The sequence below is a fragment of the Chryseobacterium sp. RU37D genome, from assembly GCF_900156075.1.
Classification (GTDB): Bacteria; Bacteroidota; Bacteroidia; order Flavobacteriales; family Weeksellaceae; genus Chryseobacterium.
In genome coordinates this window covers 1-23,865 of record NZ_FTMM01000006.1, presented here as the reverse complement: position 1 = coordinate 23,865, position 23,865 = coordinate 1, and the positions used below count along the sequence as shown (strand labels likewise).

General features: G+C 35.8%; 27 protein-coding genes and 2 tRNA genes. 18 read left to right on the top strand and 11 right to left on the bottom strand.

Features of this window, described 5'->3' with window-relative positions:
* Positions 1-75: 75 nt before the first annotated feature.
* A complete protein-coding gene (locus tag BW926_RS04265) occupies positions 76-969 on the bottom strand; it encodes a cupin-like domain-containing protein (protein WP_076444508.1) in 894 nt (297 codons plus the stop codon).
* Positions 970-1,134: 165 nt separating this feature from the next.
* On the opposite strand from BW926_RS04265, the gene BW926_RS04260 reads away from it, so the two are divergent.
* From BW926_RS04260 to BW926_RS04220, 9 genes are all read left to right on the top strand, one after another.
* Positions 1,135-2,016 (top strand): bestrophin family protein, encoded by an 882-nt coding sequence (locus BW926_RS04260; protein ID WP_076444506.1) that lies wholly within the window; start codon positions 1,135-1,137, stop codon positions 2,014-2,016.
* A gap of 563 nt (positions 2,017-2,579) precedes the next feature.
* Positions 2,580-3,110 (top strand): RNA methyltransferase, encoded by a 531-nt coding sequence (locus tag BW926_RS04255; protein WP_076444714.1) that lies wholly within the window; start codon positions 2,580-2,582, stop codon positions 3,108-3,110.
* A gap of 325 nt (positions 3,111-3,435) precedes the next feature.
* Complete coding sequence (locus BW926_RS04250; RefSeq protein ID WP_076444504.1) at positions 3,436-4,086, top strand: CBS domain-containing protein; 651 nt, start codon at positions 3,436-3,438, stop codon at positions 4,084-4,086.
* A 5-nt stretch (positions 4,087-4,091) separates the two neighbouring features.
* The gene (locus BW926_RS04245) at positions 4,092-4,958 is read left to right on the top strand and encodes an NAD kinase (protein ID WP_076444502.1); all 867 of its coding nucleotides are present in this window, start codon (positions 4,092-4,094) and stop codon (positions 4,956-4,958) included.
* A gap of 72 nt (positions 4,959-5,030) precedes the next feature.
* Positions 5,031-6,098: a class II fructose-bisphosphate aldolase gene (fbaA, locus tag BW926_RS04240; RefSeq protein WP_076444500.1), complete on the top strand. Its 1,068-nt coding sequence runs from the start codon at positions 5,031-5,033 to the stop codon at positions 6,096-6,098.
* An 82-nt stretch (positions 6,099-6,180) separates the two neighbouring features.
* Positions 6,181-7,035: an acetyl-CoA carboxylase, carboxyltransferase subunit beta gene (gene accD / locus BW926_RS04235; protein WP_076444498.1), complete on the top strand. Its 855-nt coding sequence runs from the start codon at positions 6,181-6,183 to the stop codon at positions 7,033-7,035.
* Positions 7,036-7,088: 53 nt separating this feature from the next.
* Positions 7,089-7,601 carry a DUF6973 domain-containing protein gene (locus BW926_RS04230; protein ID WP_076444496.1) on the top strand — a complete coding sequence of 171 codons (513 nt, stop codon included), beginning with the start codon at positions 7,089-7,091 and terminating at the stop codon, positions 7,599-7,601.
* Between the two features lie 246 nt (positions 7,602-7,847).
* Complete coding sequence (locus BW926_RS04225) at positions 7,848-9,251, top strand: nucleoside recognition domain-containing protein (RefSeq protein ID WP_076444494.1); 1,404 nt, start codon at positions 7,848-7,850, stop codon at positions 9,249-9,251.
* Between the two features lie 120 nt (positions 9,252-9,371).
* Complete coding sequence (locus BW926_RS04220) at positions 9,372-9,764, top strand: hypothetical protein (RefSeq protein ID WP_076444492.1); 393 nt, start codon at positions 9,372-9,374, stop codon at positions 9,762-9,764.
* A gap of 14 nt (positions 9,765-9,778) precedes the next feature.
* Here BW926_RS04220 and BW926_RS04215 read toward each other — a convergent pair whose 3' ends face one another.
* From BW926_RS04215 to BW926_RS04200, 4 genes are all read right to left on the bottom strand, one after another.
* A complete protein-coding gene (locus BW926_RS04215; RefSeq protein WP_076444490.1) occupies positions 9,779-10,660 on the bottom strand; it encodes an energy transducer TonB in 882 nt (293 codons plus the stop codon).
* A gap of 34 nt (positions 10,661-10,694) precedes the next feature.
* Positions 10,695-11,093, bottom strand: a complete 399-nt coding sequence (locus BW926_RS04210) for an ExbD/TolR family protein (RefSeq protein WP_076444488.1) — start codon at positions 11,091-11,093, stop codon at positions 10,695-10,697.
* Positions 11,094-11,102: 9 nt separating this feature from the next.
* Positions 11,103-11,807 (bottom strand): MotA/TolQ/ExbB proton channel family protein, encoded by a 705-nt coding sequence (locus BW926_RS04205; RefSeq protein ID WP_076444486.1) that lies wholly within the window; start codon positions 11,805-11,807, stop codon positions 11,103-11,105.
* A 175-nt stretch (positions 11,808-11,982) separates the two neighbouring features.
* Entirely contained in the window at positions 11,983-12,444 is a 462-nt protein-coding gene (locus BW926_RS04200; RefSeq protein WP_076444484.1) for a hypothetical protein, read from the bottom strand.
* A 252-nt stretch (positions 12,445-12,696) separates the two neighbouring features.
* Here BW926_RS04200 and BW926_RS04195 point away from each other — a divergent pair, with 252 nt between their 5' ends.
* From BW926_RS04195 to BW926_RS04175, 5 genes are all read left to right on the top strand, one after another.
* A complete protein-coding gene (locus BW926_RS04195) occupies positions 12,697-14,493 on the top strand; it encodes a DUF885 domain-containing protein (protein WP_076444482.1) in 1,797 nt (598 codons plus the stop codon).
* Positions 14,494-14,594: 101 nt separating this feature from the next.
* Complete coding sequence (locus tag BW926_RS04190; protein WP_076444480.1) at positions 14,595-14,984, top strand: DUF1398 domain-containing protein; 390 nt, start codon at positions 14,595-14,597, stop codon at positions 14,982-14,984.
* Positions 14,985-15,049: 65 nt separating this feature from the next.
* Positions 15,050-15,409: a hypothetical protein gene (locus BW926_RS04185; protein ID WP_076444478.1), complete on the top strand. Its 360-nt coding sequence runs from the start codon at positions 15,050-15,052 to the stop codon at positions 15,407-15,409.
* Positions 15,410-15,485: 76 nt separating this feature from the next.
* Positions 15,486-15,935 carry a DUF6438 domain-containing protein gene (locus BW926_RS04180; protein ID WP_143756497.1) on the top strand — a complete coding sequence of 150 codons (450 nt, stop codon included), beginning with the start codon at positions 15,486-15,488 and terminating at the stop codon, positions 15,933-15,935.
* 5 nt (positions 15,936-15,940) lie between these two features.
* Entirely contained in the window at positions 15,941-16,390 is a 450-nt protein-coding gene (locus tag BW926_RS04175) for a DinB family protein (protein WP_076444474.1), read from the top strand.
* Positions 16,391-16,475: 85 nt separating this feature from the next.
* Here BW926_RS04175 and nth read toward each other — a convergent pair whose 3' ends face one another.
* Positions 16,476-17,108 carry an endonuclease III gene (gene nth / locus BW926_RS04170; protein WP_076444472.1) on the bottom strand — a complete coding sequence of 211 codons (633 nt, stop codon included), beginning with the start codon at positions 17,106-17,108 and terminating at the stop codon, positions 16,476-16,478.
* Positions 17,109-17,141: 33 nt separating this feature from the next.
* Between nth and bcp the strand changes: the two genes are divergently transcribed.
* Complete coding sequence (gene bcp, locus BW926_RS04165) at positions 17,142-17,591, top strand: thioredoxin-dependent thiol peroxidase (RefSeq protein WP_076444470.1); 450 nt, start codon at positions 17,142-17,144, stop codon at positions 17,589-17,591.
* A gap of 69 nt (positions 17,592-17,660) precedes the next feature.
* Here bcp and BW926_RS04160 read toward each other — a convergent pair whose 3' ends face one another.
* The 5 genes from BW926_RS04160 to BW926_RS04140 are packed head-to-tail and all read right to left on the bottom strand — an operon-like array spanning position 17,661 to position 21,886.
* Positions 17,661-18,200 carry a GNAT family N-acetyltransferase gene (locus BW926_RS04160; RefSeq protein ID WP_076444468.1) on the bottom strand — a complete coding sequence of 180 codons (540 nt, stop codon included), beginning with the start codon at positions 18,198-18,200 and terminating at the stop codon, positions 17,661-17,663.
* On the bottom strand, positions 18,166-18,828 hold the full coding sequence (locus BW926_RS04155; protein ID WP_076444466.1) for a hypothetical protein: 663 nt from the start codon (positions 18,826-18,828) through the stop codon (positions 18,166-18,168). The genes BW926_RS04160 and BW926_RS04155 overlap by 35 nt, the downstream gene beginning before the upstream one ends.
* A gap of 34 nt (positions 18,829-18,862) precedes the next feature.
* The gene (locus tag BW926_RS04150; RefSeq protein WP_228403391.1) at positions 18,863-19,945 is read right to left on the bottom strand and encodes a mannose-1-phosphate guanylyltransferase; all 1,083 of its coding nucleotides are present in this window, start codon (positions 19,943-19,945) and stop codon (positions 18,863-18,865) included.
* A 2-nt stretch (positions 19,946-19,947) separates the two neighbouring features.
* A complete protein-coding gene (locus BW926_RS04145) occupies positions 19,948-20,538 on the bottom strand; it encodes a SprT-like domain-containing protein (protein WP_076444464.1) in 591 nt (196 codons plus the stop codon).
* A gap of 1 nt (position 20,539) precedes the next feature.
* Positions 20,540-21,886, bottom strand: a complete 1,347-nt coding sequence (locus BW926_RS04140) for a TolC family protein (protein ID WP_076444710.1) — start codon at positions 21,884-21,886, stop codon at positions 20,540-20,542.
* A gap of 98 nt (positions 21,887-21,984) precedes the next feature.
* On the opposite strand from BW926_RS04140, the gene BW926_RS04135 reads away from it, so the two are divergent.
* The 3 genes from BW926_RS04135 to BW926_RS04125 all read left to right on the top strand — a co-directional run bounded on the left by BW926_RS04135 (position 21,985) and on the right by BW926_RS04125 (position 23,455).
* Entirely contained in the window at positions 21,985-23,229 is a 1,245-nt protein-coding gene (locus BW926_RS04135; RefSeq protein WP_076444462.1) for a bifunctional folylpolyglutamate synthase/dihydrofolate synthase, read from the top strand.
* A 43-nt stretch (positions 23,230-23,272) separates the two neighbouring features.
* A tRNA-Val gene (locus BW926_RS04130) sits at positions 23,273-23,347 on the top strand.
* Positions 23,348-23,380: 33 nt separating this feature from the next.
* Positions 23,381-23,455: transfer RNA gene (locus BW926_RS04125), tRNA-Val, on the top strand.
* The last annotated feature ends 410 nt before the right edge of the window (positions 23,456-23,865 follow it).

Sequence of the window (23,865 nt, the reverse complement as noted above, 5' to 3'; positions counted from 1 at the left end):
GAAGGAATAAAGCTTTTTGGAAGACTTGTCTTTTTAAAGAATTTACCTAGTCCGGACTATGAAACCTAACAGGTTTTAAAAACCTGTTAGGTTTGTCGTATCAATACTTTTTTGGGCTAAAGCCTTCGAGCTTTTCTCATAAGCCCATTTTTGTTTATAATTCACCCATTTAGCTTTGAAAATCTTTCTCATCAGTTTATCCGTATATCTCATGATAAAAACATGATACAGCATACTTGCAAAAATATTCGGTTTATTTGGAAGCGCACGAAGCGACAATGAAAATCCTGGTTCTAAATATCGGTTGAAATGCCAAAACGCCCCTGGAATAAAAAGCGCATCGCCATGTTCCATGAAAATTTCAAAACCTTTAGCATGCCTTAAAGCCGGAAACTTTTCATAATCAGGGTTTTCGTAATCTACATCATAAACTGTATGAACCGAAAGTGGAACTTTATATAAAAACGCAGACTGTTTTTGGTCAAATAAAAGTATCCTTTTTTTACCTTCAAAATGAATATGCAAAAAATCTCCCAGATCCACATCATAATGCATTAAAACATGTGCTTCACTCCCTCCAAAAAACAAAGTGGGAAGGCGCTTAAAAAATTTCATCCCTAAATCCGGATAAGTGAAATTTTTCAACAACTCCGGAAGGCGGTCGGTGATGATGTAAAAAAAAATTCTGAGATCTGAAGGTTTGCTTTTAATCGTATCAATATAATCCTTCATTTTCATGTGAGTTACCGGTGCGTCTGAGCTTTTAGAGGCATCCGCAGGCTTGTTATCATACAAAGGAACATCCTGATCACCTGCTTTTTCCCTGATGAAATCAAAATTCCATTTGTCGAAGGCATCCCAACGGCTCGCAAAGTTTTTAATCAGAAGCGGCTTATGCTTTTTGAAATAATTTTTCTGAAAATCTTCTTTACTAATATCTGTTACAACATCTACGTTTTCGAGGATCATTTTGTGGGTAATTAAAATGTGGAATAAAAATAGTGTTTTTTTTAAATTCAAAGAGATTTAAGTATTAATATTCGTTCAAAGAGTGAACGCCCTGAAAAAAAATTATGCTTTATTGTAAAGAAAGGATCAAATGAAAAAATTATATTTGTAGTGATAACGCGATTTATGAGAGTTTACAATACCAAACATTTCCTGAAAATCCTTTTCAGCTTACATAAAAGTGACACCCTGAAAATCCTTTTCCCAACGATGCTATTGGTGGGTTTGTATTCCTGGGGCATTGAGTATCTGGAAATAGAGTATCTTCATCTTTCTTCAAAATCTGCGGTGAGTAATGTGAGCCTTATTCACTCCCTGTTGAGTTTTGTTCTTTCTTTACTTCTGGTTTTCAGGACCAATACGGCTTATGACAGATGGTGGGAAGGTAGAAAGCTCTGGGGAAAGCTCGTCAATGATACAAGAAATTTTGCAATAAAAATTAATGTCATACTGGAAAATGACAGAAATGATGCAAAGCAAATTGCAAGATATTTAAAATTTTTTCCGCATTTTCTGGCAAAACATCTTTCAAAAGAGTCCACCAGGCTGGCGTTGGATGAAGATTATTCTGAAATTGAGGAATACATCAGGCATCATGGGCCGAGCGAGATCGTTATTCTTTTGACACACAAATTAAATCAATTAAAAAAACAGGGGAAAATATCAGATGTGGAAATGCTGTATCTTGATACACAACTCTCTGGTTTTCTTGATGTCTGCGGTGGCTGCGAAAGGATTAAAAATACACCTATTCCTTATTCTTATTCATCCTTTGTGAAGAAATTTATTATTTTCTATGTTTTGGCTTTACCTGTTGCTTATGTTATTTCCATTGGTTTTTTTATAATCCCTTTAACAATTTTTGTTTATTACGTTTTAATGAGCCTGGAACTAATTGCTGAAGAGATTGAAGACCCTTTTAACAATGATGAAAATGATATTCCTATGGAAACCATTGCCCAGAATATTGAGAAAAGCGTTTATCAGATCATGAATTCAAAAAAGTAAGACAATTTTAAATCAGCTTGTTTAATTATTAAATAACTCCTTTAATATCTGGCAAATAGCTAAATTATTTTTTAATCACAAATTAGTGAATTTTCTTTAATAAAAATAAACCTTTTTTTACTGAAAAACTGATACATTTTTTTTTAGTAATTCCAACTAAGAATTAGTTTATATGATTAAGTAATACTTAGAATCCAACACATAATATTAACTTAAATTCAAAACTATTCCAGAAATAAAATATGCCCATGCCTATGGTACGCGGGCTATTTTGCAGTGCAACAAAATTGGTTGCAAGAAAGGAACATTCTTCAATTTGAAGGGGAAAATTTTAACCTATAAAAGAAGCTTCCGGACTAGACAAATATCCGAAAGAGACAAATGTACAAAACCCAAGCAACCACTCTACTCCTCCGGACAACTTTATCTGCAACCTGAGGCATGTAAGTCAATTATTTCAAAGCATTAATCTTTATAATAACCATTTCCACTAGAACCGGTTTTTTATTTAACAGGTAATTGGTAAATTGCACCTTGAAATAATCTTACTAATACAGGAAAAATTGGTACACAAATTAAAACTAGAAGAGCTCAACAGGATCGATGTAGAAACATTCAAAAACGTTAAAAAAATCCCTTTGATAGTGGTTTTAGATAACATCAGAAGCATGCATAATGTAGGTGCTACTTTTAGAACGGCAGATGCTTTTCTGATCCAGAAAATTATTCTTTGCGGTATCACGCCTCAGCCTCCTCATCGTGAAATTCATAAAGCCGCTTTAGGAGCTACGGAAAGTGTTGACTGGAGCTATGAAAGTGATATTAATACGGCAATTAATGATCTAAAATCTCAAGGGTTTGAAGTAATTGGTATCGAACAAACAACCGGCAGCCGGATGATCATAGATTTCACGATAGATAAATCAAAAAAATACGCTGTTATCCTTGGAAACGAAGTGGAAGGTATCAGCGATGAAGCATTACAGAACATTGATTCTTTTATAGAAATTCCGCAGTTGGGAACAAAACATTCCTTAAATGTAAGTGTCTGCGGCGGAATTATAATGTGGGAGTTTGCAAAAATTCTGAAGTAGAAAATATAATGACAGCTTTTAATCAAAGCCTTGTTTTCTTTGTTGAGCATAACCTCGTTGCAAGCTTAAAACCAATTTACAAATTTAAAAACCTTTGCGAACTTTGTTGAAATTAACGAAATTTTGCAGAAGCCTTAAAATAAAAAACTGCAGAAGTCTTACAGACAGTGCAGTTTGAAATAAATCTAATAAAAAGTAAAAATGAAAGGCTACAAAGGTAGCTTTTTTTTCTTCACAAACAAATTTTAAAATCAATTTTTTGATTTAGCTAGAAAAAATATACGGTTTCAGAAAAAATTTCGTTGATTTTTTTTAAATTAGCACAATGTTTATCAAGGACTATATCTCAAAAGATTACCCATGTTTTAGCCTTACTGATTCTATCGAATCAGCAAGGGACATGTTAGAAGCATTTGGATATTCTCATATTTTCATCAAAAAATCTAATCATTTTTACGGTGCTCTTGCAGAAGATTTTCTCTATGAAGAAGAAGGTACCCTAAAAGACCTGAAACATCAGATTGAGCGTTTCGCAATTCCTGAGGATAGCAATATTATGGATAGTATTCGCCTTTTTTATACTTTTAACGCTAATGTGATCCCCGTGATTAATAAAACTGAAAAGTATTTGGGATATATAAGCTGTGAGGATATCTTCCAGGATTTGTCGAAATATCCATTGTTTTCAGAATCCGGAGCGATTCTTACTGTTGAGACCACCTCAAAGAAATATTCCATGACAGAGATTGCGAATATTGTGGAAAGTAATAATTCCAAATTTTACGGAGCATTTATCAGTTTCATGTCAGACGAAGTGATCCAGGTGACAATAAAAATCAGCAATGAAAACCTAAGCTCCATTGATGAAACATTCGATCGGTACGATTATAGAATCGTTCAGAAGTATTATTCTGATGAAAAATCTGATTTGCTTCAGGATAGATTTGGGTTTTTCCAAAAATTCATAGAAATTTAATACTAATGAAGGCAGCCATATACTCTCAGAAAAAAGATCTTGATACTTTTTTATATTTAAGCAAATTTATTTCCGAGTTGGAAAACAGAAATGTGAGAGCAGTTTTGTATAATGAGATGGCAGAAGCTCTTCAGTTTTCAAAGATTTTCGAAACCTTTAATTGCAAGCAAGACCTGGTAGACAAAGAGGTTGATTTATTTTTCACCTTCGGCGGGGATGGAACGATCGTAAACTCTTTAACCTTTATCGAAGATCTTGAAATCCCTATTGTAGGAGTAAATACCGGAAGATTAGGATTTCTGGCAAGCTTTACCCAAGAAGAAGCTTTCAAAGAGCTAGATTCTATTTTAAAAGGAGATGTAAAAACGAGCCGCAGATCTGTCATTGAAGTAGTTTCTCCTCTATTAGACAATTTTTTTCCGTATGCATTAAATGATGTCACTGTTTCCAGAAAAGAAACAACATCCATGGTAACAGTGGATTCTTATATTAATGACGAATTTTTAAATGTTTTCTGGGGCGACGGTGTTATCGTTTCTACACCAACTGGTTCTACGGCTTATTCTTTAAGCTGTGGAGGCCCGATTATATCTCCCAACAACGAAAATTTCGTGATTACCCCTATCGCTCCCCACAACCTGAATGTAAGGCCATTGGTAGTGAATGACCGAGTTAAAATAAAATTTAAAGTAGAAAGTAGGGTTTCGCAATATTCCCTTTCGCTGGATTCGCGGTTGATTCATATAGAAACAGACAAAGAAATTGTGATTAGAAAGGCGAATTTCCAAATTTTACTTGTACAGCCAAATAATCTGAGCTTTTATGAAACCATTCGCCAGAAGCTGCTTTGGGGGAAAGACAAAAGAAACTAAGAATATCTTAAAAATGATTACCTTTACAGAAATTAAAAAAACACCTTAATAATTTATATTAAAAAGTAAAACATGAGCAGAATTTTCCCGGCAGGAGTTGCCACAGGTCAGTTAGTTACCGATATTTTTCAACATGCTAAAGAAAACAAATTTGCATTACCTGCAGTAAACGTGATCGGTTCTAGCAATGTAAACGCGGTAATGGAAACAGCAGCAAAATTAAACTCACCTGTTATTATCCAGTTCTCAAACGGAGGAGCTGCTTACAATGCAGGAAAAGGATTAAGCAACGACGGACAAAAGTCTGCTATCTTAGGGGCAATTGCAGGTGCAAAACATATTCATACACTTGCCGAAGCTTACGGAGCTACTGTAATTCTTCACACAGACCACTGTGCAAAGAAATTATTGCCTTGGATTGACGGATTAATGAATGCTAACGAAGAATTCTTTAAACAAACAGGAAAATCTCTTTACTCTTCTCATATGCTTGACCTTTCTGAAGAATCTTTAGAAGAAAACCTCGAAATTTCTGCTAAATATTTTGAAAGAATGGCTAAGATGCAGATGACCCTTGAGGTAGAAATCGGGGTTACAGGGGGAGAGGAAGATGGTGTTGACAACTCAGATGTTGATAACTCAAAATTATATACTCAGCCGGAAGATGTAGCTTATACTTATGAAAAACTTAAAGCTATTTCTGACAATTTCACAATTGCAGCGGCTTTCGGAAACGTACACGGAGTTTATAAGCCCGGAAATGTCGTTCTTACACCAAAAATCCTTGACAATTCACAGAAATATGTTCAGGAAAAATTCGGAACTGCTGCGAAGCCTGTTAACTTCGTATTCCACGGAGGTTCCGGATCTACTTTGGAAGAGATAAGAGAAGCGATTGACTATGGTGTTATCAAAATGAATATCGATACAGACCTTCAGTTTGCTTATACAGAAGGCGTAAGAGATTATATGATTAACAATGTTGATTATTTAAGAACTCAAATCGGAAATCCGGAGGGAGAAGAAAAACCAAATAAGAAATTCTACGATCCGAGAGTCTGGGTGAGAAAAGGAGAAGAAACTTTCTCTACAAGACTGGTAAAAGCATTTGAAGACTTAAATAACGTAAATACGCTTTAAAATAAATTATAAATTTTGGATTATAAATTTTAAATGATCTTTAAAATCTAAAATTCAAAATCTAAAATCTAAAATTTAATAAATGGCATTCGACTGGTTTAAAAGAAAAACAAAAAACATTACGACTTCTACTGATGAAAAAAAGGATGTTCCCAAAGGTCTTTGGCATCAGACTCCGTCAGGAAAAGTGGTAGAACATGATGAATTGAAGAGAAATAACTACGTTTCTCCGGAAGACGAATTTCATGTAAGAATAGGAAGTGCAGAATTTTTTGATATCCTTTTCGATGATGGTAAATTTACTGAACTGGACGCTAATGTTGAAAGTATAGACATGCTGAACTTCAAAGACACTAAGTCTTATACAGACCGTCTGAAAGAAGTAAAAGCAAAAACAAAACTTACCGACTCCATCAGAAATGCAGTGGGAACTGTAAAAGGCGCTGAAATGGTAGTTTCGTGCATGGATTTCGCTTTTATTGGAGGATCTTTGGGCTCTGTAATGGGAGAAAAAATCAGAAGAGCGGTAGATTATTGTATCAAACATAAGCTTCCTTACATGATTATTTGCCAGTCTGGTGGCGCAAGAATGCAGGAAGCTACATATTCTTTGATGCAGTTGGCAAAAGTACAGGCAAAACTAGCCCAGCTTTCAGAAGCAGGACTTTTATACATTGCTTATCTTTGTGATCCTACTTTCGGAGGTATTACGGCTTCGTTTGCAATGACAGCAGATATCATTATGGCTGAACCAGGCGCTTTGATCGGGTTTGCAGGACCAAGGGTAATCCGTGAAACAATCGGTAGAGACTTACCGGAAGGTTTCCAGACATCGGAGTTCCTACAGGAGAAAGGGTTTGTTGATTTCATCGTAAAAAGAACCGAAATCAGAGATACCGTTTCTAAAACAATGAAATTATTGGCAGCAAATGCTTAACAATTGTAACAAAATACTATAATCTCTCTCTAATTGGGGAGAGATTTTTATTTATGAGGACTTTTAGAATGCTTTTTAATACGATCCGGACATTAAGTTTTAAAAAAATTATCCGTCTTTTATCACTTATTCTCCTCCATCCTATTTTTTCTTTATTAAGTTTTCATGCTACAGTTCAGGCATATACCATTGCACAGAAAAAATTCCCTAAAACTGCTTCTAATAACGGAATTGGAAATGCTTTCAGACACGCATTGTGGTGCTGTTTTATTACCATGTATTGCTCTAAGGTATCCTCTCCCGAAAAAGCTCTTGATTTCTGTAAAAAAATTACTGATATGCACGAAGAGCTGTTTCCAAATAAGCCTTTAGAAACTAAAATGGATCTTCACAACAATCAATTCGGAATGGATTATTATAGGGAGTTATTACCCGGTATTCACCGTCAGTTTTTCGAAAAAAGTTTTTTTATTGATGGTTTAGAAAAGAAAATGAAAGATGCAAAAGTTCTGAAAAGTGTAGATAATGATTTTGATGGATTTTTGGTTTATCTTGATGAAAAGTAATAATTTCATTAAATTTCAAACATTTGCCTTTTCATTCTTCACTCTGCTTTCGCTTCGTTCAGAATCTAGCTCCCTATATCTTATGCTCTATTTTTTAAGTTTTGGCTAAAGCCAATTCTGATACTTCCGATTTTTTTTAAACGGGCTAAAGCCCGTTCTTATTGATGGAAAAAATCCTTAAAAATCTTCCCTTTTTTTGTAATCTGAAGTTTTTTTGATAAGTTTAAACAATTATAATTTAATCGAATGGTTCTCAGCAGAATTTGGTCGGCATTTATTATTGTTGCCATTGCCATTGCAAGTATAAAATACATTTCATCAAGCCATTACAAAACCATCTTCAATGATATGGTGGTAGGAAAAGGCGGTGATACAGTACAGATTGCGACTCAGAAAATGAATACGCTCGCTCCGATTGTGCGAGACAGTTTGATGAAAAAGCCTGATTTTGCCGACAACAGAATTCATTATAAAACCGATTCTTTACAGCAGGATGTAAAAATTTACCGCATTCAGGAAGCAGACGGTGTGATCGGAACATCTGAAACCGCCGTGAAAATCTGTTTAGGCTTAATTGGAATTATGTCCTTATTCATGGGATTCATGAGTATTGCGGAAAAAGCCGGTGGAATTAATCTTTTAAGCAGGTTGATTCAACCTTTTTTCTCAAAATTATTTCCCGATATCCCGAAAAACCATCCGGCTTTTGGACATATGTTGATGAATTTCAGCGCTAATCTTCTGGGCTTGGATAATGCAGCAACGCCATTTGGTTTAAAAGCCATGGAAAGCCTTCAAACGCTTAATCCTAATAAAGATACAGCAAGCAATTCACAGATCATGTTTTTATGCCTTCATGCGGGAGGGATGACACTGATTCCTGTTTCTATTATTGCGATTCGGGCTTCGATGGGATCAAAAACCCCGACGGATATCTTTCTTCCGTGTATGATTGCTACTTTTGCGGCGACTTTGGCTGCGATGATCATTGTTTCCTTATATCAGAAAATCAATCTATTAAGACCTGTGGTTATTGCTTATGTGGGTGGAATTTCGGCAGTTATTGGTTTGCTGGTTTTATATTTGACTAAACTAAGTAAGGATGAACTGGATGATTTTAGTAAAATTTTAAGTAACGGATTGATTCTCTTTATTTTCCTGGCGATAGTTCTTGGTGCAGTGTACAAAAAAATCAATGTCTTTGATTCTTTTATCGAGGGAGCAAAAGAAGGCTTTACCACTTGTGTGAAGATTATTCCTTATTTAGTCGGAATGCTGATTGCCATTTCTTTGCTAAGAACTTCGGGAGTTTTTGATGTAATTATTGACGGGATGAAGTGGGTTGCTAATGTAGCCAGCCTCGATCCGCGTTTTGTGGACGGACTTCCAACAGCTCTAATCAAACCTTTATCCGGGTCCGGAGCCCGTGGAATGATGGTTGATACGATGTCAACTTTCGGAGCAGACAGTTTTCAGGGGAAATTGGCGGCGGTACTCCAGGGAAGCTCAGATACGACGTTTTACGTGATCGCAGTTTATTTTGGTGCAGTAGCCGTGAAGAATACGAGATACACGGTAATTGCCATGCTTTTGGCAGATTTGGTAGGTGTTATTACTTCGATTGCTTTGGCTTATCTTTTCTTTGCTTAAAGGAGAATGTGGCTTAGAGTACCTCAGCCACCGATTGCGTATATTAGCCTGACAAAATTAAAATCTAATTGGTGGTTGAAGTTCTCAAAATCACCATTACTTTAAAATTTAAACAAAATTATGATCACAGATAAAGAATTCACATTAAGATTAATACGCCAGCTAACTCAAGCGTTAGAAAAACTGATTTTAGATAAACCTGAAGAAAGTTTAATGCAAAAAGAACTGGATTTTGAATCTTTAATGAAAGATATTTTCAAGTTCGACTTCACGACTCTTTCATCTAAATCGAAAGAAGAAATCATCGAAATCGTTAACGAAAGACAGGAAAGAGACCACAAAGATTATTATGAAATGTTGGGAAATCTTTTCTATTTCAACGGAAAAGCAACTCAAAACAATGAATTTTTAGACAAAGCAAAAACGTTCTACGAATTGTATCTTCAAACCAGTGGAATCTTTGCATTGCCGGTTATTAACAGAATTTCGGAAATAAAAAAAGCACTTGAATAAAGTGCTTTGGTATTTTAGAAGGTAATTTTATAAGTCCCGGTAGAAGAAACATTGGCCTTCTCGGCTTTTACATATTTCTTAACCCATGAAATCGCATTTGAGCTGATGCAGGGATCTGATGTTCCGCCTGCTCTTCTCGCTGAAACTACATTTCCTGCTTTATCTACTGTGTAGGCAATGGTAATAGTTCCGCTTGCCGTGCAATTGTTTGCAGGTTGTGCGCCTCCTCTTCCCATTGTTCCGGGGATGAACCCGACCAGCTTTCGGTCAACACCTACTTTACTGTCTCCATTTCCTTCACCTCCCAAAGGATCCCCGGCATTCCCAATTCCTGTCCCATCTCCCTGGCTTCCGGCTTTTGTCCCTCTGCCTCGGATTAGGTTCCCGATGGCTGCCGTTCCTTTTCCGTCGCCGTTTCCGGTTTTTGAATTGGCTGTCGTGGCGCCGGCTTTTTTGGTATTTTTAGTCGCACTTGTACTTGCAGCAGACTTTTTATTGGATTTTGAATCTTCTTTTTTAGGGACTTTTACTTTAGAGTTATTTCCTGTGATAATTTTCTCTTTTGTTTCAGATTTCTTAGTTTCAGGCTGCGGTTCCGGCTTGATCACTGTTTTAGTTTCAGGAACGGCAGGTTCTGCAGGTTCCGAGGTGATCTCTTCTGTAGCAGAGGCAAGGCTTCCGGGTTGGTCGGCTGGCTCTTCCACTCCATTTCCGTTCCTTTTATCCCCGAAATTAACAAGCATTGTCGTAACCACTTCCGGTTCCTGATCAAGCTCCGGCTTTAGTTTATATAAAAAAACAAATAACAGAATGGCAGACCAGAGGAGGATAGAAAGTAGGGCACTCTTTATCCTGTCTCTTTTTTCCTCGTCTTTGTTTACAATATAGCTTCTCATTTTAACATGGTCTTTTCCGTAATTTTCCGAAGTACTATTTATCTTTAACCGTTGCAATGGCGATATTGAATTTATGTTTTTCGGCAATTTCCATTACAAAAACCACATCTTTATGCATCGTATTTTCATCTGCCCTTATCGTGAAAGATTTGTTGGCCTGATTCGTCAGCTTATTCACAATCATTTGCTCCAGCTCAGCTTTGTTTACTGGATTGTCATCTACAAAATAAGATCCGTCTGGTTTTATGCTTACCGTCAAAGGATTCGGAATATTATCATCAACAGCTCCGGCTTTCGGTAATTTCACATCAATTGCGCTTTGATTAGCCGCAGAAGATGTAATCATAAAGAATATCAGCATCAGCAAGATAACGTCTGTCATCGCTGCTAAACTGAATTCCGGATTTGCTTTATTTCTTCTTTGAATTTTCATACTGAAGATTTATAAAGGTTTGTTGATAAGATCTAAAAATTCTCCAGACATATTCTGTGCTTTTAATACAAATTTATCAATTCTCGTCAAGAGTATATTGTAGAAAAAATTAGCCGGAATAGCTACTGCAAGACCTACTGCAGTCTGTCCCAATGCTGTATAAATACCTTCAGACAAGGTTTTTGGAGAGAAAGATCCGGTGGCATGGGACAAGTTGAAGAAAGCAATAATCATCCCGATAACCGTACCCAAAAGCCCGAGCATCGGAGCAATACTTGGTACTACAGCCAAAAGGTTCAGGTTTTTTTCCATATTGGCTACCTCTACCTGAGCCTGGGCTTCCATGGCGCTTACAATGTCTGAAACGGGGCGTCCCAATCTTGAAATTCCTTTTTCCAGAATCCTTCCTTCCGGTGAATTTTGCCTTTTGCAGTAATCTGCTGCGGATTCTATTTTTCCTTCTTTAATGAAATCTTCAATATTATCCATAAAATTCGCATCCGTTTTCGTAGTTAATCTTTTAATAAAGAAAAAACGTTCAAAAAACAGATATACGGAAAATACACCAAGCAGCAAAACGGTTACCATCACTATTTTAGCGAAAGCTCCTCCGTGGAACATGATCTTCCAAAATGAAAATTCTAAATCGTCTGCCGCTACTGCAGGCGCAGCAACCTGTGCAAATAAAATCTGAGTAATTTCCGTTAACAGCATTTAATGTGTATTTTTATAAAGGTTTTAACGACAAAAATAGTGGAATATTATGAATTGAACTCTTAAAAATTGCTTAAAAACAACTTAAAGTTTGTTATTTTCATAAACAGCAAATTTCTTTCCAAAAAAGTATTTGAAAAGAAATTTGATATAAAAATGAGAAAAAAGATTGAAATTAATCTTCGTCTACCTCAATTTCGTCTTGCTTGAATTCGCACTTTAGCTTAAAAGGAAGTGGTGTATCTGATCCTGTATAGAAATCGTCGATGGTTCCTTCCCACATCACTTGAAGCTCGCCCTCTTCGTTTTTCTCGAAATGAAGCTTGTTATCATAAATAAATGCTTCTTCATCATCGAAAAGGTCTACTTCTGTGTAAGTATCTCCCTCAGAATCATTGATATTGATAATCTTTCCTTCGATATCGCCTGATTCGATCGGAAAATCGAAAATTTCCATAGAAAGTTGTGGAAAATTGTACTGTAAAGAGTCGTCGTCTACATGATCCAGACTGTCATCCGTAATAATTTCAACCTCTAAAAAGTGTTGTTGGTTGCTGTAAATCGCTTTACAATAAGTGTTTCTGATATTGTACTTTAGCGTTTCGTCCGGATGGTAAATTTTTAAAATCCCTTTCATTATTTCTTAAAAAAGAACTGTAATAGTATGATTGTTAAACGTTTTAAGCAAAGATAAAAAATAGATTGAATGTGAAAAATTTTTTGAAAATTATTTTTTCAAAATTGCCCATAATTAATACTGCAGATTTATATTTTTACCTTTATTTTTAAATCTTTTACTAAAGTTGTTTAAACTTTGATATAAGCCAAATATCTTTTTACAACTTGTATTCTTTAAATATTTACATTTGCTTTCACAAATATTCTGAAAATGAAAAATTTTTTATCTAAAAGTATTTTAGGAATCGGGGTGATCATAGGCCTTGTTTCCTGCAAGAAGTATGATTCTCCTTTAACGAAAGTTACTCCTTCCAACCTGGACTCCATTGCATCTAATTATTATGAGCAATATTTGAAATTATATCCTTTAAACGCTACGGCCCAGGGTGATTTGCGATATAATGACCAGCTGCCCATTAATATTGATAAGGATTTTATTTCGGGGGAGGTTAATTTTTATAATTCTGTTTTAAAACAACTGGAAAATGTTGATTATAAAAGTCTTTCTGATGAAGATAAAATAGTTTACGATGTATTGAATTATACATTAAAAGACTATGTCAAGGGATATTCTTATCACCCCGAATATATTCCTTTTACACAATTTGGAGGACTGCCGCTGAATTTTCCGTTATACGGAAGTGGGCAGGGAAGCCAGCCTTTTAAAACTGAAAAAGACTACAGCGACTGGTTGAAAAGAATGGAAAAATTTCCGGATTGGATGAATGCTGCGGCAGATAATTTCCGTGATGGAATCAGCAATAAAATGGTGCTACCTAAAAAGCTGGTTATCAAAATGATTCCTCAAATGAGAGCCGAGGAAATCATTACAACAGATTTGGATAAGAATATTTTCTACGGGCCTATTAAAAATTTTCCGAAAGATTTCACAAAAGAGCAAAAAGAGAAGTTTACAGCGCTGTATTCGGAGGCAATTACCAAAAAAGTTATTCCTGCATACACCAAAATGAGTAATTTCCTGGAAAAGGAATACCTGCCAAAAGCAAGAGAAACAGACGGATACAACAGCCTTCCGAATGGAAAGGAAATCTATCAATACTATGTACAAAGCTGGACTACAACGGATAAATCTCCTGAAGAGATCAATAAAATCGGGCTCCAGCAAGTGGCAATGCTCCGCGCAGAAATGGAAAAAGTAAAGCAGCAGGTTGGCTTCACTGGGACATTGGAAGAATTTATCAATTTTGTGAAAACAGATCCAAAGGCGATGCCTTATAAGACTTCAAAGGAAGTTTTGGCCGCTTTTAATGGAATTTTAACTAAAATTACTCCAAAACTGAAAACCATGTTCTCTGTAACTCCGAAAACAGGATTTGAGATCAGGCAGACAGAAAAATTCCGGGAAGCAAGTGCGAGTGCAGAATACATTCAGGGAACGCCGGACGGAAAAAGACCGGGAATTTTCTACGTTCCCCTTCCCGATCCTTCAAAGTTTAATGTGACATCAGGAATGGAATCTTTGTTTTTACACGAGGCTATTCCGGGGCATCATTATCAGGTTTCTTTGCAACAGGAAAACACGAAACTTCCAAAATTCATGAGATTCGGCTGGTTTGGGGCTTATGGTGAAGGCTGGGCACATTATTGTGAAACTTTAGGTCCGGAATTCGGGCTTTATACTGATCCTTACCAAAAAATGGGCTATTTGAGTGATCAAATGTTAAGAGCCGTGAGACTGGTGGTAGACACAGGCCTGCACACCGGAAAAATGACGAGAGAAGAAGCCATAAAATATTTTCTGAGCAATATTTCCTATGACGAAGCAAGCGCAACTGCCGAAGTGGAACGATATATGGCGATCCCGGGACAGGCGTTGGGTTATAAAATCGGGTCTTTGAGGATTCGTGAATTGAGAGAAAAATACCAGAAAGAACTGGGAAATAAATTCAGTCTGGCAAAATTCCATGATGAGATTTTGAGTCAGGGATGTCTTCCTTTGGATGTTTTGAACAGAAAAATGGAGCTTTGGGCGAAGAAACAGAAATAATTTTTAAATATTATAAACTTTATTGAGAATAACTTGCCCGTGTCATCCTGAGCGAAGTCGAAGGATCTTTTACTTTAAATTAAAAAATACAACGAAGAAAAATGTTTACAGTAGAACAAATTGAAAATGCTCACGATAAAGTAAAAACGGGAGCAGATTTTCCGAATTATATTCAGGAAATCAAGAAAATGGGTGTAAAATCTTTTGAAACTTGGGTGAAAGATAGTCACACCCAATATTTTGGAGAAACGGATTTTACTACAACTTCAAAACCACAATATGAAGATTTAACGATTGCTGATGATTCTGATAAAAAAAAGTTTATACAACAACTTAAAAGTCATCAGAAGGGAGAGACAAATTACATGAAATTTTGCCAAGATTGCGCAGAAACAGGAATCGAAAAATGGATTGTTGATCTGGATAAATTCACTTGTATTTACTACGATAAGGCAGGAAACGAGATTTTGTTGGAGGAAATTCCACATTAAAATATTAAGGTCGCAAATTAATTTTTGTGGCTTTTTTGTTTAGATTTACATTTCAATTTTTTTTGATGAAAACATTTTATTTCATATTATTTTTTTATCCCTTATTTAATTTTCAATCCCAAAAATTAAGTAGAATTGATTCATTAATATCGACAAAAGATCTTGAAAATTTTATTAGAAACGACGAAAATAAAATAAATTATTTTCTAACCGTAGATGATAAAATTAATTATGACTGGTATTGCAATGTTATTGCAGACAGCTTAAAATTAAAACAAACTTGGGGGAAAGTAGACTTTGACAATAACGGATTAACAGATCTCTTAGTAACAGGAACCTATTCTGAAGGAGCAAAAACGATTTATATTTTAGACAAAGGAGACCATTTTGAATCGAAAAATGTAAGTAAAGATAAACTTGTATGAGCAATGTGCGTTTTCTGCTGTAAAGAATAATAAAATAGAATATTACAGCGTAAAAGTCCTAGATAGATATGGAAGTTTGAGTAAACTAATCAAAGAAAATCTAATTTATAAAAATGGAGATTTTATTGAAGAAAATCCCAATCCCAAAAGACACAATATTCTAGAAATAGAATTTATAACAAGAGGATCTCATTGGGATCGTTCTACAACCAAAATAGAAATAATTTCAAATCGAGATATAACTTGGACTCTTGATGATGATGAATATCGTAAGGTTTATTCTTCTCAACTCTCAAAAGAAAAATTTAAAGAAATTATTGACTTATTAAATTATATTGATTTTGAAAATCTTGCGGATGATTATAGTGTTGGCTACTCTGATGCAGGAACAACAACTTTAAAAGTAACTTACGATAATTTAAAAGTAAAGACAATCAATGATTATGGTGGAATGGGAACAAGAGGATTACGAAAGCTTCATGATTCACTTTTAGATTTAAAGAAAACTTTAAACAATAACAATTAGAAAAAATGATAATAGAGAGTCTAAAATCCCTTTACACAAGAGATTTAAATAAATTAAAATTGGAAATCGAATCTTATCAAAACGAAGAAAACCTATGGAAAATTGATAAAAATATTCTAAATTCTGCAGGAAATTTAACCCTTCATTTGGTGGGAAATCTAAGCCATTTCTTTGGTGCAGTCCTCGGAAATTCCGGATACATACGACAGCGTGACCTTGAATTTTCTTTAAAGGACATTCCAAGAACAGAATTGATCGAGAAAATCGAAGGAACGCTTGAAGCGGTAACCTCAACACTTGATAAATTATCTGCAGAAGATCTTGAAAAAAACTATCCGCTTGAACCCTTTGGTCATCCTATGACAACTGAATATTTTATGATCCACTTGATCGGACATTTGGAATATCATTTGGGACAAATTAATTATCATAGAAGATTATTGGACGCGGAGTAATTTTTAAATTATGGCTGAATTGACCACCCCGTCAAAAATTCTTTGAATTTTCGCCACCCCTCCGATGGAGGGGAATTGTGCGCTCTTATTTGCTTTCGTTATTTTCAAACATCATTTTCGTAATGAAATCCTTCTCTCCATTCCCTCTTGCGGGAGAATACTCTCTTCCGTAAAAAATAATCTGGAGGTGAAGCTTATTCCAGACCTCCTCTTTCCAGATTTTTTTCGCATCTTTTTCTGTTTCTACGACGTTCTTTCCCGAAGTGAGCTTCCATTGCGTCATCAATCTGTGAATGTGCGTATCGACCGGAAAAGCAGGAAATCCGAACGCCTGACTCATCACCACCGAAGCCGTTTTGTGACCAACTCCAGGAAGCGCTTCCAATTCCTCGTACGTTTGTGGCACTACTCCATTGTGCCTTTCCAATAAAAGTTCGGCCATCCTTTTCAAATTTTTGGCTTTGGTGTTTGCCAATCCGATTTCTTTGATGAGTTCTTTTATTTCAAACACTTCCAGTTTTGCCATTCTTTGCGGTGTTCCCGCAACAGCAAAAAGCTCAGGCGTAACCTGATTTACCTTTTTATCAGTTGTCTGTGCAGAAAGTGCCACGGCAACCATCAGAGTATAAGGATCGGTGTGATCTAGCGGAATCGGAACCTGAGGATATAATTTTTCTAATTCTGTCTGGATTAGCGCGGCTCTTTGCTTTTTTGTCATTTAACCATTAAATTTGAACAAAATTAAAATATTATGTTGAAAGTCGGAGACCATTTACCACAATTTGAAGGAACAAATCAGGACGGGGAAACGATAAATTCTGAAAAATTAATTGGAAAAAAACTGGTTCTTTTCTTTTATCCTCAGGCCAATACTCCTACATGCACCGTTGAAGCCTGTAATCTGAGTGACAATTACTCAAAGCTTAAAAAGGCTGGATATCAGCTTCTTGGAGTAAGCGGGGATTCTGTGAAAAAGCAGAAAAATTTTCACAACAAATTTGCTTTTCCTTATGATCTAATTGCTGATGAAAGCCACGACATCATAGAAAAATTTGGGGTTTGGCAACAGAAAACCACATTCGGAAAAACGTATATGGGAATTGTAAGAACCACTTTTATTTTTGATGAAAATGGAATCTGTACGAGAGTAATTGAAAAGGTGACTTCGAAAACTGCGGCCGAGCAAATTTTGAAGGGTTAAATTTTAATACTTAACACACGAGTAATTTCACAATTTTTAATGTTAGTGAAAATATTTGTGATATTCATGTTAATTCTCTGTTTCGTAATACATCAGCTCCTCCGAATCACCAGGAATTGTAACAAATTTCTGGAATTTCAAGCCTAATTTTTCAATTAATTTCTGCGACGAAAGATTGTCTTTTGTGGTAATTGCCGAAATCTTTTTTAAACCAAAATCATCCATTCCGATGGACTTTAGCTTTACGGCAGCTTCATAGGCATATCCTTTCCCTTCAAATTCATCCAAAAGAGAAAATCCAATATCCACCACATCCAGGCCTTCCCTTTCAAAGATTCCCACTCCGCCTATTTTATGATTTCCTTCTTTTGTGATCATTAGATAATTTCCAAAGCCTAATTTTTCAAGTTGAGGAAGAAATCTGTTTTTAATATAATTTTCAGCATCAGCAACTGTCTTTAAGTTTCGGTCACCAATGAACTGAATAAATTTCGGTCTGTTGTAAAGGTCAAGGATAAATTCCCCGTCTTCCAGGGACATGGGACGGAGGGTCAACCGTTCTGTTTCGTAGAAATTACCTGCGTCTTGTGGATTTCTTTTTAGGCTCATCTTTTGGTTCTTCTTTTTTCTCGAGCTTCAATAGCCTCGGATTATTTGTGCACTTTTTATAATAAAGCTCAATATAAGGCCCGTTATCTTTAATGTTTATGATTTCTCCGGAAGATTTATTTACCGTTAACGTATAATGTGTTTTCTGATAAGGGCATTCTTTTGAAGTAAGCTTCCCCAGATCCAGATAATAATTTGATTGGTCTTCACTATAGCTACCGCCCATATCTTTGAATTCTTCATCTATGAAATACCCGTCAATAGTTGCATTAATGGCTGCTTCTTCAACGTTGTCAATTTTTCCTATAAAAGATTTAAGACCTTCAAGATCTGTTATATAATTCATTTTCCCGGCCTGGGAATAGACAATATAATAAAAACTGTCCTCATCCGGAAAAAGATCAAAGCCCGAAGATTGAGGGGTATAATTTTTCTTTCCTGAGCTTACCAAAACATTATCTTTTCCGTAGCTGTTATAGATCAAAAACCAGGAATCAATCTTTCCGTTCGGGGTAATTTTCTGTAAAATATTCTGAATTCCTAAAAACTGTTTCTTTTCCTGACCGAAAGAGAATATTCCTAATAAGAAGAAAACGAATATGATAAGTTTAGATTTATTTTTTTTCATAACCCAAAACGAGGCAGAAAGTATGCCAATAATTTTACATGAATTTGTCACCTTTCTTTAGGCTTTTCAAATCCAGAACATATTCTTTGATGAGCTGATCGTTGTCTCTTGGGCAAATAAGCAGGGCCTTATCGGTATCTACAATGATATAATTTTCCAATCCGTCAATAATTACCGCCTTATTATTGTTTTTTAATCGGATAACATTCCCTTTAGCATTATAGGTGAGAACATGCTTTAATTTCACAGCATTCTGATTTTCATCCTTTTCCGTATTTTCATAGACGGAAGTCCACGTTCCCAGATCACTCCAGCCTAGATCGGCGGGAATTACGTAAACATTTTTAGCTTTTTCTAAAATCCCGTTATCAATAGAAATCTTCTGAACCTTAGGATAAATGGTTTCAATGCAGCTTTTTTCACTCTCTGCATTGTATTCGCAGGCCATGAAATGCTGTGTCATTTCGGGAAGATATTTCTCAAAAGCATGATGAATGCTTTTCACATTCCAGATAAAAATCCCTGCATTCCAAAGGAAATCCCCGCTTTCAAGAAAACTTTTTGCAATTTCCAAAATGGGTTTTTCTGTGAATGTTTTCACTTTGTAATAATCCGAATTATGGCTGTCTACAAACTGAATATATCCGTAGCCTGTATCCGGCCTTGTAGGTGTAATGCCAAGTGTAACCAGATAATCATGCTTCGAAGCAAGGTCAAACGCTATCTCTACTTTTTCCAAAAAAGTATCTTCCTTTAGAATCAGGTGATCCGCTGGTAAAACGATCATCGTGGCATCAGGATTAATACCCGCAATCTTGTTGGCCATGTAAAGGTTACAAGGTGCTGTATTTTTCAGCAAAGGCTCTCCTACAATGTTTTCCTGAGGGATTTCCGGTAGCTGCTGATGAGAGAGCTCTACATATTCTTTATTTGTAATCACAAATATATTCTCATTAGGAATTACCTTGCTGATTCTGTCATACGTCTGCTGAATCATCGTGCGCCCAACTCCTAAAATATCCTGAAATTGTTTCGGAAATTTCTGCGTACTCATAGGCCAGAATCTACTGCCGATTCCTCCCGCCATAATCACGCAATATCTATCTGATTTTGACATTCTTAAGTGCATTTTTCTACCCTTACTAAAGGCTTGAAAGAATACTTTCTTCCCGTAGCCAGGTTCTTACAAAGATAGTTTTTTTTAATAAGACCTTCTAACAAATACTTCTCATTCCGATAAATAAAGAAATCTCCTTTTTGTAATTTTTCAATGAATTGATGAGTATCATCTTGTTTTTCAATGTGAAAATATTTAACCAAATCCGGGCTTGCCATGAAATTTGCTTTCGGAGATTTTGAAAATCTGATGATGATCGGCCTCAGATTTTCTTCATACACATCAAGGCTTTGCAGCAGCATCTGCCTGAAAGTTTCTTTCCACTCATTACCATGAGGAGAAATTCTTCTGCCATATTTTTCAAAGGCAATAAGATGGGCGAGCTCATGAGTAAGCACGAAGAAAAAAAGCTGGGGACTCAACGTAGAATTAATAGTAATTTCATGAAAATTATCAGGAAGCTTACGATAATCTCCCAATTTGGAATCCCTGTTTCTCGTAATTTTTATATGAATATAGTAATCTGCAAACCAGACTTTTAAATATTGCGATGTATTTTGAGGTAAGTATTTTTCTAATGATTGAATAGACATTTTACAAACTTAATGGAATTCCTGCATAGAAATTCAATAATTTAAGACTGAAAAGATAATTATATTTTGCCTGAGCCACAGACCCTTGTGCATTTGCATAATTATTTCTTGCAATATTCATATCATAGATCGTTGATCTCCCTGCCGCATAGCTTTTATCTGCAAAATCCAAAGCCAGCCTGGTGCTTTTTTCAGCCTGAGCTGCAGATAAATAAATTTCATAATTCGCATCAACGTCAAACTGGGCTTTCTGAACACTCTGTCTTATCGTTTGCTTCTGCTGTTCCAAGGTAGTTTTAGCAATATTTTCATTTAGCTTGGCCTGTTCTACCTGAAGCTTGGTAATTCCTTTATTGAAAATCGGAATGTTTACCGAAACACCTACATTCTGCCCAAAATTATCTTTATACTGATTGAAAAAAGTAGGCTCAGTAATTGGATTTCCAAGCTGATCATAGCCTGTAACCCCTGTATTTAGAAGATTGTTATAAAAACTTCCGACCCCCGCGCTTGCCGTCACCGTTGGCCAAAAAGCCGTTCTAGTAACTTCAGTCTGAGCTTCCGCAGCCCTGATTCTGCTTTCCGCGGCTTTTATCTGCGGCTGGGTTTCGTAAGCCGTAGTTAAAACCTCATCAACAGACTTCAATTGTGGAGCAAGCTGATCCGGAACATCTACGTCTTCCACATCAAAATCTTTATACTCTTCAAGCTGTAGTAGCTGCACTAGTGCAAACAAGCTTCTTCCAACATTGATTTCTGCCGTTTTCAAATTCTGCTTTTCCCTTGCAAGACCTGCTTCTGCTTCTGCTAAAACGGTTTGGGCTGTAGTACCAACATCCGTTGTGATTTTTGACCTATCGTATTGCTTTTGAGCATTTTCAACAGCAGCTTGGGAAATTTTTACAATCTCTTTATTTAATAGAGTGGTTAAATATTGTTGTGCAATCTGAAGAGAAATATCATTTTTAATGGTCTCAATGTCGTATTGGCTGGCTTCTACATCAAATTCTGTTTTTCTGATCTGCTTTTCCAATCTTCCGTTATTGTAAACAAGGATATCTGCGCCAATATTTGCATTATTGCTGAATCTGTCGTTTCGGATACTTCCCGTTCCTAATGAAGCCTGTCCGAAGCTGACATTATTTCCTATACTTGCGGAAACAGATGGAAGATAGTTTCTCCTCGCTGTTTTCAGATTCAGATCCTGCATTTGTTTTGAATATTCATTTTGGATCACCTGAAGATTATGCTTGGTAGCATAGTCTACACATTCTCTCAAAGACCACTTTTTCTGGGCATTCACCACTAGACAAGATAATCCCAAAATAATAGTCAAAACTCTTTTCATATTTCGATTTTTCATAATTAGACGAGTTAAATATAAAAAAGTTACATTTTTGGAAAATTATTGTTTCATTTTTCTGGAACTTTTGAGAATTTTGCATCATGACAAACGAACAATATCAGGAAGCCATAGAATGGCTTTTTGTACAGGCCCCGAATTACCAGATTGATGGTCAAAAAGCTTATAAGCCTGGATTGGATAACATTACAAAACTTTGCGAATTTTTTGGGAATCCCCAAGAAAAAATCAAATGCATCCACATTGGAGGAACAAACGGTAAGGGGTCCTCTAGCAATATGCTGGCTTCCGTTCTCCAGGAGTCGGGTTATAAAACAGGTTTATACAACTCTCCCCATCTCATTGATTTTACGGAACGGATTAAAGTAAACGGTAAGAATTGTGATAGAGAATTTGTATTTGATTTTATTCAAAAGCTGAAAAAACTGCCGGAAGACATTCGTCCTTCTTTTTTTGAGTTCACCACCATTATGGCTTTTGAATATTTTTATCAGCAGCGTGTGGATTTTGCAATTATTGAAGTAGGTTTAGGCGGAAGGCTGGATTCTACAAACATTATTAAGCCCCTGATTTCAGCCATCACCAATGTTCAGCTGGACCATCAGAATATTCTGGGAGATACTATTGAAGAAATTGCATGGGAAAAAGCAGGAATCATTAAAAAAAACATATCAATTATTTCCGGAGACGAAAATGACACCGTAAAAAATATCATTAAAAATAAGGCTGAAAAAGAAAATGCTCCTTTCATTGACGCTTCTTTATTAAAAACAGACCTAACATCTGATTTAAAAGGAAATTATCAGAAAAAAAATATTAAAGTAGTTTTGGCCTTAATTAAAGAATTAAGAAAATTAAATTACCCAATCTCCGATCAGAACATTGAATGCGGGCTTTTACATGTTCATAAAAACACCGGATTTATCGGGCGCTGGTTTGAATTTTCAAAAAATCCTTTGACAATCTGTGATACAGGGCATAATCAGGCCGGATTGGAATACGTTTTTTCTCAATTAAATTCAATTAAAAAACATAAGCATATCGTCTTAGGTTTTGTAAATGATAAAAAAATCGATGATGTAATGAAGATTTTACCTGAAAATTCTGAGTTTTATTTTGCAAAACCCTCCATCCACAGGGGCAGGCACCCCGACGATTATGAAAACTTATTAATGCAAGCCAAAATTTCTTATAAAATTTTTGATTCTGTGCAGGATTCTTATCTTTCTGCAAAAGAGCAATGTACAGATGAAGAAATGATTTTTATAGGAGGAAGCAACTTTGTAGTGGGAGAATTTTTAGAAAAAAATTTGCAGGTTTCTGAATAAGTCGTATATTTGCAGCACTCTAATCGAGAAAACCTCGATAAAGGGGTTCTTAGCTCAGTTGGTTCAGAGCATCTGGTTTACACCCAGAGGGTCGGGGGTTCGAATCCCTCAGGACCCACAGAAAAGGAAACGAAACCTTTAAAAAAAATTCGGGTTCTTAGCTCAGTTGGTTCAGAGCATCTGGTTTACACCCAGAGGGTCGGGGGTTCGAATCCCTCAGGACCCACAGAAATCTCTCTTTTTCAAGGGAGATTTTTTATTTATACTACTTCTACCCTATTCATGGGAGTTTACAGCAATTCTTATTTAAATCCTAAGTTTTTTAAATCTCAATATTTTTCAATTTTAAGGCAAACTTTTAGGTGTCCCAACTTTTTCTCTGGTGTCCCATTTGTGAAATTTCTGTGAAATATTCCAATTCACTCTGATATATTTTCTCTCAAACTTACTTAAATCTTGAGTTTTGGTGTCCTATTTTGGTGTCCCATAAAAATCAAGGTGTCCCATCCTTAACCCTTATAAATACTAATAAAATGAAAATTGGATATACTAATTTAGCTTCCAGTTAGAGTTAAGCATAAAACCTTAATTTTAACGTATGAAACAAGGGCGAAAAATCTATGATCCAGCTTTTAA

Excerpts from the sequence above, each read along its gene's own strand:
- bcp (WP_076444470.1), top strand. The coding sequence starts at position 17,142 with ATGTTGAAAGTCGGAGACCATTTACCACAATTTGAAGGAACAAATCAG.
- BW926_RS04220 (WP_076444492.1), top strand. The coding sequence starts at position 9,372 with ATGATCACAGATAAAGAATTCACATTAAGATTAATACGCCAGCTAACT.
- BW926_RS04230 (WP_076444496.1), top strand. The coding sequence starts at position 7,089 with ATGAGGACTTTTAGAATGCTTTTTAATACGATCCGGACATTAAGTTTT.
- BW926_RS04225 (WP_076444494.1), top strand. The coding sequence starts at position 7,848 with ATGGTTCTCAGCAGAATTTGGTCGGCATTTATTATTGTTGCCATTGCC.
- BW926_RS04150 (WP_228403391.1), bottom strand. The coding sequence starts at position 19,945 with ATGTCAAAATCAGATAGATATTGCGTGATTATGGCGGGAGGAATCGGC.
- BW926_RS04140 (WP_076444710.1), bottom strand. The coding sequence starts at position 21,886 with ATGAAAAGAGTTTTGACTATTATTTTGGGATTATCTTGTCTAGTGGTG.
- BW926_RS04185 (WP_076444478.1), top strand. The coding sequence starts at position 15,050 with ATGAAAACATTTTATTTCATATTATTTTTTTATCCCTTATTTAATTTT.
- BW926_RS04245 (WP_076444502.1), top strand. The coding sequence starts at position 4,092 with ATGAAGGCAGCCATATACTCTCAGAAAAAAGATCTTGATACTTTTTTA.
- nth (WP_076444472.1), bottom strand. The coding sequence starts at position 17,108 with ATGACAAAAAAGCAAAGAGCCGCGCTAATCCAGACAGAATTAGAAAAA.
- BW926_RS04135 (WP_076444462.1), top strand. The coding sequence starts at position 21,985 with ATGACAAACGAACAATATCAGGAAGCCATAGAATGGCTTTTTGTACAG.
- BW926_RS04200 (WP_076444484.1), bottom strand. The coding sequence starts at position 12,444 with ATGAAAGGGATTTTAAAAATTTACCATCCGGACGAAACGCTAAAGTAC.
- BW926_RS04160 (WP_076444468.1), bottom strand. The coding sequence starts at position 18,200 with ATGAGCCTAAAAAGAAATCCACAAGACGCAGGTAATTTCTACGAAACA.
- BW926_RS04210 (WP_076444488.1), bottom strand. The coding sequence starts at position 11,093 with ATGAAAATTCAAAGAAGAAATAAAGCAAATCCGGAATTCAGTTTAGCA.
- fbaA (WP_076444500.1), top strand. The coding sequence starts at position 5,031 with ATGAGCAGAATTTTCCCGGCAGGAGTTGCCACAGGTCAGTTAGTTACC.
- BW926_RS04205 (WP_076444486.1), bottom strand. The coding sequence starts at position 11,807 with ATGCTGTTAACGGAAATTACTCAGATTTTATTTGCACAGGTTGCTGCG.
- BW926_RS04195 (WP_076444482.1), top strand. The coding sequence starts at position 12,697 with ATGAAAAATTTTTTATCTAAAAGTATTTTAGGAATCGGGGTGATCATA.
- BW926_RS04250 (WP_076444504.1), top strand. The coding sequence starts at position 3,436 with ATGTTTATCAAGGACTATATCTCAAAAGATTACCCATGTTTTAGCCTT.
- BW926_RS04145 (WP_076444464.1), bottom strand. The coding sequence starts at position 20,538 with ATGTCTATTCAATCATTAGAAAAATACTTACCTCAAAATACATCGCAA.
- BW926_RS04190 (WP_076444480.1), top strand. The coding sequence starts at position 14,595 with ATGTTTACAGTAGAACAAATTGAAAATGCTCACGATAAAGTAAAAACG.
- accD (WP_076444498.1), top strand. The coding sequence starts at position 6,181 with ATGGCATTCGACTGGTTTAAAAGAAAAACAAAAAACATTACGACTTCT.
- BW926_RS04260 (WP_076444506.1), top strand. The coding sequence starts at position 1,135 with ATGAGAGTTTACAATACCAAACATTTCCTGAAAATCCTTTTCAGCTTA.
- BW926_RS04265 (WP_076444508.1), bottom strand. The coding sequence starts at position 969 with ATGATCCTCGAAAACGTAGATGTTGTAACAGATATTAGTAAAGAAGAT.
- BW926_RS04215 (WP_076444490.1), bottom strand. The coding sequence starts at position 10,660 with ATGAGAAGCTATATTGTAAACAAAGACGAGGAAAAAAGAGACAGGATA.
- BW926_RS04155 (WP_076444466.1), bottom strand. The coding sequence starts at position 18,828 with ATGAAAAAAAATAAATCTAAACTTATCATATTCGTTTTCTTCTTATTA.
- BW926_RS04175 (WP_076444474.1), top strand. The coding sequence starts at position 15,941 with ATGATAATAGAGAGTCTAAAATCCCTTTACACAAGAGATTTAAATAAA.